This window comes from Niameybacter massiliensis, from assembly GCF_001282685.1.
In the GTDB taxonomy this organism is placed as follows: Bacteria; Bacillota; Clostridia; order Lachnospirales; family Cellulosilyticaceae; genus Holtiella; species Holtiella tumoricola.
In genome coordinates, this window is record NZ_LN875033.1 from 123,414 (window position 1) to 136,297 (window position 12,884).

12 protein-coding genes are annotated in these 12,884 nt (G+C 33.5%); all 12 read right to left on the minus strand.

The window, feature by feature from the left end:
- Nucleotides 1-8 precede the first annotated feature (8 nt).
- The 12 genes from lysS to BN2390_RS02350 all read right to left on the minus strand — a co-directional run bounded on the left by lysS (nucleotide 9) and on the right by BN2390_RS02350 (nucleotide 12,864).
- A complete protein-coding gene (gene lysS, locus BN2390_RS02295) occupies nucleotides 9-1,511 on the minus strand; it encodes a lysine--tRNA ligase (RefSeq protein WP_053982793.1) in 1,503 nt (500 codons plus the stop codon).
- A gap of 29 nt (nucleotides 1,512-1,540) precedes the next feature.
- The gene (gene greA / locus BN2390_RS02300; protein WP_053982735.1) at nucleotides 1,541-2,023 is read right to left on the minus strand and encodes a transcription elongation factor GreA; all 483 of its coding nucleotides are present in this window, start codon (nucleotides 2,021-2,023) and stop codon (nucleotides 1,541-1,543) included.
- Nucleotides 2,024-2,094: 71 nt separating this feature from the next.
- Nucleotides 2,095-2,937: a hypothetical protein gene (locus BN2390_RS02305; RefSeq protein WP_053982736.1), complete on the minus strand. Its 843-nt coding sequence runs from the start codon at nucleotides 2,935-2,937 to the stop codon at nucleotides 2,095-2,097.
- A 63-nt stretch (nucleotides 2,938-3,000) separates the two neighbouring features.
- Nucleotides 3,001-3,972, minus strand: a complete 972-nt coding sequence (gene dusB, locus BN2390_RS02310) for a tRNA dihydrouridine synthase DusB (RefSeq protein ID WP_053982737.1) — start codon at nucleotides 3,970-3,972, stop codon at nucleotides 3,001-3,003.
- An 11-nt stretch (nucleotides 3,973-3,983) separates the two neighbouring features.
- Nucleotides 3,984-4,754 (minus strand): type III pantothenate kinase, encoded by a 771-nt coding sequence (locus tag BN2390_RS02315; RefSeq protein ID WP_053982738.1) that lies wholly within the window; start codon nucleotides 4,752-4,754, stop codon nucleotides 3,984-3,986.
- A 10-nt stretch (nucleotides 4,755-4,764) separates the two neighbouring features.
- Nucleotides 4,765-5,202 (minus strand): DUF6145 family protein, encoded by a 438-nt coding sequence (locus BN2390_RS02320; RefSeq protein WP_053982739.1) that lies wholly within the window; start codon nucleotides 5,200-5,202, stop codon nucleotides 4,765-4,767.
- Between the two features lie 12 nt (nucleotides 5,203-5,214).
- Nucleotides 5,215-6,000, minus strand: a complete 786-nt coding sequence (locus tag BN2390_RS02325) for a biotin--[acetyl-CoA-carboxylase] ligase (protein ID WP_053982740.1) — start codon at nucleotides 5,998-6,000, stop codon at nucleotides 5,215-5,217.
- A 178-nt stretch (nucleotides 6,001-6,178) separates the two neighbouring features.
- Entirely contained in the window at nucleotides 6,179-8,149 is a 1,971-nt protein-coding gene (gene ftsH / locus BN2390_RS02330) for an ATP-dependent zinc metalloprotease FtsH (RefSeq protein WP_053982741.1), read from the minus strand.
- Nucleotides 8,150-8,184: 35 nt separating this feature from the next.
- A complete protein-coding gene (gene hpt / locus BN2390_RS02335; protein WP_053982742.1) occupies nucleotides 8,185-8,706 on the minus strand; it encodes a hypoxanthine phosphoribosyltransferase in 522 nt (173 codons plus the stop codon).
- 19 nt (nucleotides 8,707-8,725) lie between these two features.
- Nucleotides 8,726-10,096, minus strand: coding sequence for a tRNA lysidine(34) synthetase TilS (tilS, locus tag BN2390_RS02340; protein WP_053982743.1), 1,371 nt, complete (start codon nucleotides 10,094-10,096; stop codon nucleotides 8,726-8,728).
- A 99-nt stretch (nucleotides 10,097-10,195) separates the two neighbouring features.
- On the minus strand, nucleotides 10,196-10,450 hold the full coding sequence (locus tag BN2390_RS02345; protein WP_053982744.1) for a hypothetical protein: 255 nt from the start codon (nucleotides 10,448-10,450) through the stop codon (nucleotides 10,196-10,198).
- A gap of 71 nt (nucleotides 10,451-10,521) precedes the next feature.
- Nucleotides 10,522-12,864 carry a SpoIIE family protein phosphatase gene (locus tag BN2390_RS02350; RefSeq protein WP_053982745.1) on the minus strand — a complete coding sequence of 781 codons (2,343 nt, stop codon included), beginning with the start codon at nucleotides 12,862-12,864 and terminating at the stop codon, nucleotides 10,522-10,524.
- Nucleotides 12,865-12,884: the final 20 nt, after the last annotated feature.

Consider the following 12,884-nt stretch of genomic DNA (forward strand, 5'->3'; position numbering starts at 1 on the left):
CACTTTTATTATTCGTTAATTGGTTTCATTGTTGGGAATAAGAGTACGTCTCTAATTGAGTAAGAATCGGTAAGGAGCATTACTAAACGGTCAATACCAATACCTAAACCACCTGTTGGAGGCATACCATATTCAAGTGCTGTAAGGAAATCTTCATCCATTTCAGTTGCTTCATCATCACCAGCTGCACGAAGTTCTTCTTGGTGCATAAAACGTCCTCTTTGGTCAATTGGATCATTAAGTTCTGAGAAAGCATTTGCATGCTCACGTCCTACGATGAATAACTCAAATCTTTCTGTGTATTCAGGATCTGTAGGTTTACGTTTTGAAAGTGGAGAAATTTCTACAGGATGTTCTGTAATAAATGTTGGTTGGATAAGGTGTTCTTCTACATAATGTTCGAAGAATAAGTTAAGGATATCACCTTTACCATGATGTGCTTCAAATGCAATATGATGTTCTTTAGCAACTTTACGTGCTTCTTCTACATCCGCAATTGCTCTAAAGTCAACGTTAGCATATTGTTTAACTGCATCTACCATTGATAAACGAGCAAATGGTTTTTCAAGGTCAATTGTAACGCCATTATATTCTACAACAGCTGTACCATTTACAGCTCTTGATACGTGACGAATAAGTTCTTCTGTAAGGTTCATGATATCTTCGTAATCTGCGTATGCTTGGTAAAGTTCAAGAAGTGTGAACTCTGGATTATGTCTTACAGACATACCTTCATTACGGAATACACGACCAATTTCATATACTCTATCAAATCCACCAACGATAAGACGTTTTAAGTGAAGTTCAAGAGCAATACGCATGTACATATCAATATCTAATGCATTGTGGTGTGTAATAAATGGTCTAGCCGCAGCACCACCTGCAATTGAGTGAAGTACTGGTGTTTCAACTTCTAAGAAGCTTTTTTGATCAAGGAAGCTACGAATTTCACGGATAATCATAGAACGTTTAACAAATGCATCTTTTACTTCTGGATTTACAATAAGGTCTAAGTAACGTTGTCTATAACGTACTTCTGTATCTTTTAATCCATGATATTTCTCTGGAAGAATTTGAAGACTCTTTGCTAAAAGCGTAACTTTATGTGCACGTACAGAAATCTCACCTTTTTGTGTTCTAAATACAAGTCCAGTAATCCCTACAAGGTCACCGATATCGTATTTTTTGAATTCTGCATAATCTTCTTCACCAAGTTCATCCTTTCTAACATAAGATTGGATTCTACCTTGTTGATCTTGAATATGAATAAATGACGCTTTACCCATATCTCTTTTTGCCATAATACGTCCAGCAATTGTTACATCTTTGCCTTCCATTTCATCAAAGTTATTGATAACATCTTGACTATGTGCATCAACATCAAACTTTGTAATATGGAATGGATCTTTACCTTTTTCTTGTAAATCTTTTAACTTATCATGACGTACTTTAATAAGCTCATTTACATTTATACTTTGTTCTACTACATTTTGTTCTACTTCTGACAAAATTTTTCCTCCTCCGTGCTTCAACTTAATCTTTAGTTAGTTGATATAGCTAAAATTGTATAACGATCTGTTCCAAATTCTGTTTCCACAACGATTTCATCTCCAACTTGGCGCCCGATAAGAGCTGCACCTACTGGTGATTCGTTTGAAATTTTACCATTTACAGGATCTGCTTCTGTAGAACCTACAATAAGGTATTCTACTTCTTCTTCAAATGTATGGTCTTGTAATTTTACTTTATGTCCTGGCTTAACTTTATCAGCCGTTTCTTCATCATCAGCGTCAATAACAACAACGTTTTTGAGCATTTTTTCAATTTCAACAATACGAGATTCAATCTCAGCTTGTCTATCTTTTGCTGCGTCATACTCAGCATTTTCAGATAAATCACCTTGTGCTCTCGCTTCTTTTAAGTCAATAGCGACTTTATTACGTTCAACTGTCTTGAGTTCTTCAAGTTCTTTTTCTAAGGCTTTAATCCCCTCATATGTGAGTAATATTTGTTTCTCTGCCATTTTAAAATACTCCCTTTCTAAAGCGCATTCAACTATTAATTTTAAAATTATAACCCACTCTAAGCTAGATGTCAACTTATGCGCCTAGTGTAGACATCTCGAATGCTTAGGTTTAGCTGTTTAAATTCTTTTCTTAAAGAGCGTCCTGTTATGCCTTGAACTGCTAATATCATTTGCAATTCAAAAAGCTTAATTAACCGACCCTCCCATACTATATCAAAATCATACCATATTCTAGGCAGCGCCCCTCCAATTTGATCCATATACCTTACTACTTTATTCTTATAATCTATATAGATAGCGTTGGGACTGCACCATGTTGCGTAGATGCCTCTATCTTTTAAATCAAATACAATATCCATCTTACTTAGTATCACCTTTTCAGGTTTAACAACCCTTACCTTTAATCGTTTCTTTTGATGTAAAGCAATAACAATATCCTTATAGATTAAAGGTTGTGGTGCAAACAAAGTTAAGTCTGTAATATCATCCATTATATTCCCTATGAGATCAATAGTTTCTTCTAATTCACCGGCAATGATTCCTACCTTATTATTAAATATATCTTTTGGAACGAGTTTATACTTTTCTATATACTTCAATATATAGTATGAAGTTAAAGGCAAAATTTCTTGTCCACTTATAATATGGATCTCCTCAAATAGTTGATTTTGTTTACCTCCATTTTGTATATATGCATATTCCACATTTTTCAACAAAAGTTGATTTTCAAGGTATTGCCAATTTTTCTGTGTTAACTTCTGATATGGTGCATAGATTGTTACATTATAACTTTCTATTTGTTCATACCATGTAGATTCAATAGTCATTCTTGGATGCTTTCCTTTAAAAGACCTATCTTTAGATAATATTATATTATTCTCTATAAAATATATACATGCAAATTTACTCATCTATTTTCCCCCTAGAAAACATCTATTCATATGTATTCTATGAGAGCATGTACAAGAACATTCTTAGCGCTTTTTAAGTTCTTCGTTCATTTCATCTAATAAATGCTTAATGTCATCTAAAGACTCTACTTGTGTTAATCTTCTTCTAAATTCAGTAGCCCCATGAAGTCCTTTTACATATGCCGTAAGGTGGGTTCTCATTTCACGAATTCCAATAAAATCCCCTTTATGTGCTGTTAACATTTCAGCATGTTTTAAAATAATAGGAATACGTTCTTCTAAAGTAGGTTCTGGAAGTAGCTCTCCTGTTTCTAAGTAATGTACTGTACGTTTAAAAATCCAAGGATTTCCTTGCGCTGCACGTGCTATTAATACTGCATCACATCCCGTTTCATCCATCATACGCTTTGCATCTTCTGGAGTACGTATATCTCCATTACCTACAAGAGGAATATTAATAGCATCTTTTACTTCTTTAATAATATCCCAATCAGCTACACCACTATAAAACTGTTCCCTTGTACGTCCATGTAAGGTTAAAACGCTTGCACCCGCTTGCTCTATAATCTTTGCTACTTGGACCGCATTAACAGATTCATCATCAAAACCTTTTCTTATTTTTACAGTAAGAGGTTTATCTATTGCATTTGCAACAGCATAAACAATCTCACCAATAAGCTCTGGTCTTTTTAAAAGCGCTGATCCTTCTCCATTTTTAGTAATCTTAGGTGCTGGACATCCCATATTAATATCAATAAAGTCTACATCACTTTCACAAACAACCTTCGCCATATCGCTTAATATCTTAGGATCGCTTCCAAAGAGTTGAGCTCCCACTGGATGCTCTTCTTTTTCTACACTTAAAAGTAACTTAGATCTATCGCTATCATAAAATAGACCTTTCGCACTTACCATTTCAGTATAGACCATACCCGCACCAAATTCTTTACATATGAGCCTAAAAGGCAAATCTGTAATACCCGCCATCGGTGCTAAAAACACGTTATTCGGTGTTACTACATTTTTAAATTTCACTTAAAATCATCCTATCTATTCTTTTTGTAAATTATATTAAGTCCTTTTAATGTCAATAAACCATCATAATAATCAATAGCATCAGTACCATCTTGAATAATTCTTGCATAGCCACCTGTTGCAATGACTTTTATCTCTGGATCATTTAATTCTTTTTTTATTTGTTTCACTATATATTCAACTTGTCCGATATAACCATATACCAAGCCTGTCTGCATACTTGTTATTGTATTCTTTGCATCTAATATACTCTTTGTCTTCTTTATTTCTATAGGCGGAAGCTGTGCTGCTCTATGCCACATAGCATCTGCACAAATACGTATTCCTGGAGATGTAATTGCCGCTATAAGCTCTCCCTTTTCATTAACTACATCATAGGTTGTAGCTGTTCCAAAATCAATAGCTATACATGGACCACCTATTTTTTCATATGCTGCTACACAATTAGCAATACGATCTGCACCCATTTCTCTAGGATTATCCGTACGAATAGCAATACCCGTTTTTAATCCCGGCCCCACTATCATAGGTTTTAGGTTAAAATAACGTTTAATACTATTAGTTAAAGAATACATGATATCTGGCACAACCGAAGCAATGATAACATCTTTTATCTCATTTACTTGAATACCTTTTTGCTGTAGCATCCCTGTAATCGTTACACCAAATTCATCTGACGTTCTAGGCATTTGCGTAGTAAGCCGAAAGCTTGTAATCAGCTTATCATTTTTCATTATACCAAGTACAATATTAGTATTCCCTACGTCCATCGCTAAAATCATAGATTCCCTCCTAATTTAATAAAGCCTGTGCAAAAGTTCTTCCTTCTAAACCATATTTCTCTTCAATTATATCTAATAGATCTTCGGTTGTTTTGCCTTGACTTTGCATCAATACAATTTCTTTTACTATTTGTCCTTGTTCACTACGGTAAACCATATACCAAAGTTGTAATGATTTAAGAAGCTCTGCTTTATCTTTTTGAAGTCTTTTTATCTCCAAAGCTGCACCTATCTCATCTACAAAAATTTCTTCATCTGCCGTTTGGTCTATAAAGATCTGGCCGTCTTCATTAAATCCTACTGAAATAATAGCATTTACTTTTTCTGCAATAGCTGCAATAGCTTCTGCTAACTCTTCTTTAATTTCAGTTGGAATATCATTAAACTTTGGATCGAAATAATATTTATGATTATAAGGTGATACACTAATTACAATTTGTTTTTCCATCTTAAACTCCTTCTATATATAGCCATAAAGTCCTCTAACAGAGACTTCACCTGCTAAAATTGTTTCTTCTATTCCATTTTGCTTTTGTACAATCAATCTACCTTCTACATCAATATCTTTTACTGTTGCTCTATAGCTTTCAGTACTACTAACAATATTAACTTCTCTATTCATATTAATACACTTATCTTTATATTGCTCAATAATATTGTGTAGTGATAGTTGTTTCTTATATTGTATATAATAACCTTCTAATTGTTCAAGTAAACAACTTATAATAGGCTCTCTCATGTAAACTTCTTTACCTTCTAAATATAATGAAGTTGCATAAGGTAAGTCATCAGGAAATTTTTTACTATTTACATTAATTCCTATTCCTATAATAACAGCTGTGTCTTTCCCTGTGTTTACTAACTCACATAGTATACCACATACTTTTTTATTATTGACCACAATATCATTAGGCCATTTAATCATTGCCTCAAGGCCTGTCGTTTTCCTTATCGCTTCACAGGTAGCTAGTCCTGCTAATAAAGTTATTTGAGGTATTTTTTCTATTCCTATTTGTGGTTTAACTAAGATGCTCATCCAAATACCTGTTTCTTTAGGTGAATCCCATATGCGTCCTAAGCGACCTTTACCTTGTAATTGTTCTTCTGCAATAACTATACTTCCCTCCATTGCTCCTTCTTTTGCCCATGCTTTCAATCTTGTATTTGTAGAATCTATTTCTTCATAGTAAGCAATTTCTTTTCCTAAACATAATGTATTACTTTGTTTAATCCAATTAAGCTCCATCTAGTTCCCCCCAGATATACATTTTCTACGGTATATTATAACATACTATTTACTGATAGACAGACCTCTTAAATGAGGTCACACTCTTAAACTTTATCTTTTTTATTCTATACGAACCACAACCAAACTCATGTACATCAATAAAAAAAGCTTAGGGTATCTACCCTAAGCTTTTTTATTAAATCTCTTCATCTTCATCCATTACATCTTGATGAGTTGCCTCTTCAAGTTTTGCTTCTTCTTGGAAGAATTGTTTTGCTTCTTTTTCTACTTCATCAAAGTTGAAAATGCTTTGTTCTTCAACTTTTTCCATATTAATCTCTTCACCACGCATGATTTTTCTAAATTCATGTCCTGTGATTTTTTCTTTAATCATAAGAATTTCAGATGCTCTATTTAAAATATCGATATTGTCATTAAGTAATTGTTTTGCTCTTTGGTAAGCATTTTCAACAATTGCACGAATGTGTTGATCGATAGCAGTTGCTACATCTTCACTATAGTTACGTTGATGTGAGAAGTCACGTCCTAAGAATACTTCTTCTTGTTCATCACCAAACTTGATTGGGCCAAGTTCACTCATACCATATTTTGTAACCATATCACGAGCAATTTGTGTTGCACGTTCAATATCGTTTGATGCGCCTGTTGTGATATCACCAAATGTAATTTCTTCTGCTGCACGACCACCTAATAAAGATACAATTTCATCTAGCATAGCTGATTTTGTTCTATATAATCTATCTTCTCTAGGAAGTGGCATTGTATAACCACCTGCAAATCCAGTTGGAATGATTGATACACTGTGTACTGGATCAATATCATCTAATAACTCATGAATAAGTGCATGCCCAACTTCATGGAATGCTGTAATACGTTTTTCTTTTTCTGTAACAACATGACTTTTCTTTTCTGTACCTACAGCAATTTTAATAAATGCTTTTTGTACTTCTTCCATATCAATAGCACGTTTATTATGACGAGCTGTAAGTAATGCAGCTTCATTCATTAAGTTAGCAAGGTCTGCCCCTGTAAAACCTGGAGTTGTACGTGCTACAACTTTTAAGTCAATGTCTTCATTAAGTGGCTTACCTTTTGCATGTACTTTAAGGATAGCTTCGCGACCTTTTACGTCAGGTCTTCCTACAACTACCTGTCTGTCAAAACGACCTGGACGAAGAAGCGCTGGGTCAAGAATATCCGCACGGTTAGTTGCAGCGATAATAATAACCCCTTCATTTACTCCGAATCCATCCATTTCAACTAATAATTGATTTAATGTTTGTTCTCTTTCATCGTGTCCACCGCCAAGACCGGCTCCACGCTTTCTACCTACAGCATCAATCTCATCGATAAATACGATTGCTGGAGAGTTCTTTTTCGCTTGTTCGAATAAGTCACGCACACGAGATGCACCAACCCCAACGAACATTTCTACGAAGTCAGAACCTGAAATACTAAAGAATGGTACTTGAGCTTCTCCTGCAACAGCTTTTGCAAGAAGTGTTTTACCTGTTCCTGGAGGTCCTACAAGTAGGATACCTTTTGGTATTTTTGCTCCAATCTCAGTGTATTTACGTGGATTTTTGAGGAAGTCTACAAGTTCTGATACCTCTTCTTTTTCCTCATCTAAACCTGCAACATCTTTAAAAGTAGTGGAACCTTTGTCATCTACAGTCATTTTAGCTTTACTCTTACCAAATGACATGACACCACGGCCACCGCCGCCGCCACCGCCTTGCATCTGTTGCATAAAGAATACCATGATAAAGATAAACATACCAATTGTAATTACAATTTGGAAGATTGGCCAGAACATACTTTGTTGTTGTACGTAACTGTCAAGTTTCATATTTGCAATTACATCATTTGGTAACGTTCTTAAATATTCAGCAAATTCACTTTGTACAACTGGAATAGTTGATTCATTATCTGAACCTTTAAGTGTAAATGTTACATAAGCAATATCATCTCCAGATAACCTAACTGTCATCTGATCTACATTACCCTCAGATAAGTTAGTCATTAACTGTCCAAGTGATAATTGCTCTTTTGGTGCAAAGTTTTGGTTAGCACCAAATAATATGGCAATAAGAAGTACACCTACAATAATTAAGTAGAGCATACCACCTTTCATTTTACCTTTCATTCTTCTCTCCTCCTTCCTGGCTTTAAACCCGGCACTTATTCTCCTTTGTTGACTGCAATGTAAGGAAGGTTTCTATAAAGTTGATGATAATCAAGACCATAACCTATAACAAAGCTATCTGGGATAGTAAACCCTACGTAATCTACTTCAACATCAACTACACGTTGATCAGGTTTATCTAATAATGTACAGATTTTAATACTGTTTGGATTTCTACCTTCTAAGATATTTTTCAGATAACTTAGTGTACGTCCTGAGTCAATGATGTCTTCTACAATTAATACATCTTTTCCATCAATTGGCTCATCTAAATCTTTAATAATTTTTACGATACCTGAGCTTTTGTACTCATCTCCATAGCTAGATACAGCCATGAACTCCATCTTCATAGGTACAGTAACACGCTTTGAAAGGTCAGTCATAAACATAACGCCACCTTTAAGCACACAAAGCATTATGATTTCTTTACCTTCATAGTCTTTTGATATTTGCGCTCCTAATTCCTCTATTCTTCTTTGAAGATCTTGTTCTGCTATGAGCGTTTCTAATTTCAACATAATCCCTCCTGAGCTTTTGTCATTTAATCATTTTGATTTCTAGTATATTGTCAGTCTGATTCGTGACAAAATAATTGATATTCAGTCTTGAATCTAAAACCCATATGACCTCTTTCCCATCTGATATAATAGGATATAAGTCTCTTTGGTGCTGTGGAATCTTCTCATCAATATAGAATTTCTTCAACTTTTTAGACCCATTCTTTAAGACAATATAGTCATCTAACTGCCTTGTACGTAAGCATAGGTTATCTTTTATTTTATCATAATCAATATATTTAGTATACATATTTTGCTGGCTTTGTTCAAATGTTTTCCTGTCAACAAACTGTAACTGAATTGTGAAGTCTAAAGCCTCTATCTTATTTATACCCAGTTGTAGGGTATACTCATAATTAGAAATTCCTACCTTAATTGGATGACTTATCAAAAGTACTTCATAATTCTTATATACAATAACTTCATATGGTAAATAAACTTTTTTTCCATTTTGCATACTTAGCAGATCAACCAATTGCTCAATATGTTTTAGAGTAATATCTTTACTATGTCCCATAAAAGTAGACACACATTTGTATAAAACTCTCTTTTGAATATAAGTCTTCTCTTTTAAAAGAGGTTCTATTAAAATTTCTATCTGATGAGTAGTTACTTTTACTATTTTATTAAAGATATTGTTTGTATAGTCCTCTAAAAATATTTCTTGTTCTTTATAAGTTTGACTATGTTCAAATAACGTTGTTACAATATTGGGATTAATATTTTGTTGAATATAAGGAATGCATTCTAGTCGAATCTTATTTCTCGTGTATACTGTTTCATAGTTTGTGTGATCATTTTTGTATTTAATACCTTTTTCTTCACAGTACGCTTCAATTTCCTTCCTTGATAAACAAAGAATAGGGCGTATAATATTATCCCGTTTTGCCCCGATACCTCCAAGCCCTTTTATATCTGTTCCTCTTAAAAATCTCATAATAAGTGTTTCTGCTTGGTCATTAGTATTGTGTGCTGTAGCAATTTTATCATTTTGATTTGTTAAAGATATAAAGAAACTATATCTTTCTTCTCTTCCAATTTCTTCTTCACTTTGTTTTTTTTCCTTTGCTAGCGTCTTTATATTACAGTGATGAACATAACACGGTAGATCCATATCTTTTGCAACTTGTATTACGTAATCTCTATCTTCATTAGCTTCTTCTCTAATACCATGATGTATATGAGCTACCTTTAAATGAATTTGAAAATAATCTTTATATGCATTTAAAAAGTGTAATAACATCATAGAATCTGCTCCTCCAGATACACCTACTACTATAGTATCCCCCGGAGAAATGAGTTGATTCTCTATAATATATCGTTTCACCTTTTCTTCTATGTCTTTTACCATCTTTTATCCTCTTTTAATTTTGCCATTTTCTATGTGTATTAGAACATATTTAAAATTAAAATACAATAAAAAAAGGCATATTTATCATACACCTTAAAGTCAAAATATAAGCCCTATGATGCTTATAAAAATAAGTATTCCTATACTTATAAAGAAAAAGTTATCAATCCATTTATAGGAGTCTGTATTCTGATGTGACCTCCCACCTTTTTTTAAATAATTCTCTATGAGTTCTTCTGCATAATTCTCTAAATCACGCGGGTATTGACATCCTTGTGTAGTATCTTTCAATACAAAAGTAGCACTTTCATACCAATCACTCTTTTTACCATTAACGACTACTTTTCTACTCATATTTCCTCCCATTACATACTTGTGTTTAAAGTATGCCATAATCTCAAGGAAATATTCATTTCCATTTCATTTTAATGCTCTTTCCAGATACGCGCTACAATGATTGTCATATCATCCCCAACTTGAACTCCTAATAAGTCTCTACTCTTTTCCATTAAATAATCTGCCATATACTGAGGTGCTTGTCCTTTACATTCTAAGATAAAATGTTTAAACGTCTTTTCTTTTCCTAGTATATCTCCTGAAGCCTCTAGGATTCCATCAGTAATCATAATCAGTATATCACCATCATGAAGTTGTACATGTTTTATCTCTAAATCTACATCTTTTACTATACCTATTGGCAGGCTATTCATCCTAATTGGCATTACATCTCCATCATGTAGAATAAAACTTGTCGCTGCCCCTGCTTTAAGGAATTCTGCCATACCTGTCTTACGATCAATTAACGTTACATCTACAGTAGAAAATACTTCATCATCATCATTTAGAATAAGAGCAGAATTAATCATTCTTACCGCTAAATCTTTTCTAAATCCTGATTCCATAAAATCTTCTAGCATTTCAATTGTAGCTGCACTTTCCTCATAAGCTACTCTTCCACTTCCCATACCATCTGCTAAAGCAAGTAAATATTGATCATCATCTACTTCCATAAAGGTATAAACATCTCCACTAATTTCTTCTTTAGCACAAATTGCATAACCTGCTGTTACACGATAGGTATTCTTAATTTTCCACTTATACTCATAATTTTCTTCTCTACTCATCATACTTTCTAGTGCTACTTTATACCCTAAGGTATCTTCAATTACACTAGCCATAATATCAGGGTAATCATCATCTTGTTTACTTGTATAAATTTCAATAGATTGGATTTTCCCTTTATTCTCTAGTACCATTGCATCTTTTAAGTGAATCCCTTGTGCTAGTAAATTTTCCTTCAAAAGATTTTCTTCTTCCTTATTAAAGTAAATTTCTTTTTCTATCTCATTTACTAAACTATTCAAAGTAGTAGAAACCGCTTTAAGTTGCTCTGCCATTAATGCTCTATTTTCTATGAATCTGTTATGCCACATTGTATTTTGACGCAATAAATCTAACTTAAAACTCATTACATAAGCAAAATTAGATGCATTAGGGCAGTGTTCTTTGAAAAGAGGAGGTATACTTGCTTCAGAAATGAACCCTTTATCCTTAAATGTATCAATCATTTCATAGGCATGTTGATAAGTTGTCTTCAAATCTTGAACCCAGCAAAACTGCTTCATAGAGCAATCAACACAAAGCTTTTCTCCCGTGTCTTCAATGATATTTCGCATATCTTTAGGCGTAAATTCCATTCTTTTAGGTCGTACTTTTTCAAAACTATCTCCCAGTTGTTCAAATCCTCTTACAATATGTTTTAATCTAGTAGTCATAATCCTTTGAATGCGTTCTAAGTGAATTTGTTCATTCTGTTCTATACTCTTTTCCAAAAACCAACTTGCAATTCCAAAATAATTTTTAGGAATAATAAAGCTAATAACTGCTGCTATACCATAAGCTCCTATCAAACTCCAGTCTAATCTTCCTCCATTAAAAATAGAGAATCCTACAAGTTGTCCTATTAATCCTCCAAGTATAACTCCCCATTTGCCAATAGGCAAGAACACTCCACCTACTAACGCTGTCAAGGCATATATAGCTACAAATGCAGGAGATATGTATCCTATTATTACAAGTAAACTGCTCATTACAATTCCCATTGTTACACCCTTATTTGCTCCACCTAAATAAGTAACTGCAATAAGGATTATATATGCAACCATATCCCTAAAATAAATTTCTTTACATATAGGTACACTAATATAGAAATCTAATGCTCCAGCAACTGCTAATGCAAGCATGATTGTAATGCTTATACTCTCCTTACTTGTTAAAGGCGTTTGTCTACGTTGTAAGATTATAGAAGTACCACATGCAAATATATAAGTCAATGCCATCCCAACTAATGCTTCTACAATACAAATAGCACATGTATAAAGATTAAATCCTTGGATGAGTGTACTCAATAAATCCACCAAGAAAATACTTGCAAATGTACTCACTAATTGATTTTGCAATGTACATTCTTTGTGATTCATTTCTAACCATTTACGTACTAAACTAATGAGACCGATCATAAGTACATATTTCAAAGTACCTACATCAAAACGCATTAAAGAAAAAACGCCTAAAGTCGCAAAAAGTATAGACCATTTTCGTATTTCTGTTTTTTCGTACAAACTGCCAACATATGCAATTCCTACAGTATAAAAATACTCATAAAATCCTACTCTTGCAAAAGCAAACGACATTAAAATCATTATTAATTCTGGAATTTTCACTTTTAACCCCATTGGGCTTTTTTCTTTCGTCTCTACACCATTCATTTATCTTCCCTCCTACGTAA